The sequence below is a fragment of the Streptococcus parasanguinis genome (assembly GCF_001578955.1).
Classification (GTDB): domain Bacteria; phylum Bacillota; class Bacilli; order Lactobacillales; family Streptococcaceae; genus Streptococcus; species Streptococcus parasanguinis_U.
Map to the genome: position 1 here is coordinate 1 of NZ_KQ969721.1, position 509 is coordinate 509.

The following is a 509-nucleotide window of genomic DNA, read 5'->3' on the forward strand; positions in this document are numbered from 1 at the left end:
TTTCCCGGAACAAAGAGGTATCAAAAGATCAGGTAAAATACAGTTTAGATCAATTAGCAAATGAAACAGACAGTGTGATTGGTGAACAAATTGAAACAATAGACGATAAAGGTAAGGTTCATTTTTCCTATGCAATATTTGGATCTGGCCATATCCCAAACGGCCTTGTTAAAGCTAGTGAAGAAGATTTTTACAATAGTGGCTTATTGTCCAATTATTATATTTTATCTGGAAATCTCACTCTAGATAGATTAAATCATGAACTTCAATCATTGGGTTTCACACAAACATTTGTTTCATATCCAAATATTTTTCTTAGCTTATTTACGTATATGGGAAATGGTAGTCAATTACTCGTTTTGGTCATTTTTCTACTAACTTTTATAGCCTTAATGATTATTCAAAAAACTAAGGAAATGCGAACAGTTGGGATTCGATATATTTCTGGATTGCACCTAACTCAGATTTTTGGAAACTCAATGATTAGTGATTGTGGAGATTTACTTTTA

1 pseudogene is annotated in these 509 nt (G+C 31.6%); it reads left to right on the forward strand.

Going from position 1 to position 509, the window contains the following annotated elements:
• Nucleotides 1-509 (forward strand): annotated as a pseudogene (locus tag SPADD19_RS10935) (DUF1430 domain-containing protein); the annotation flags it as partial.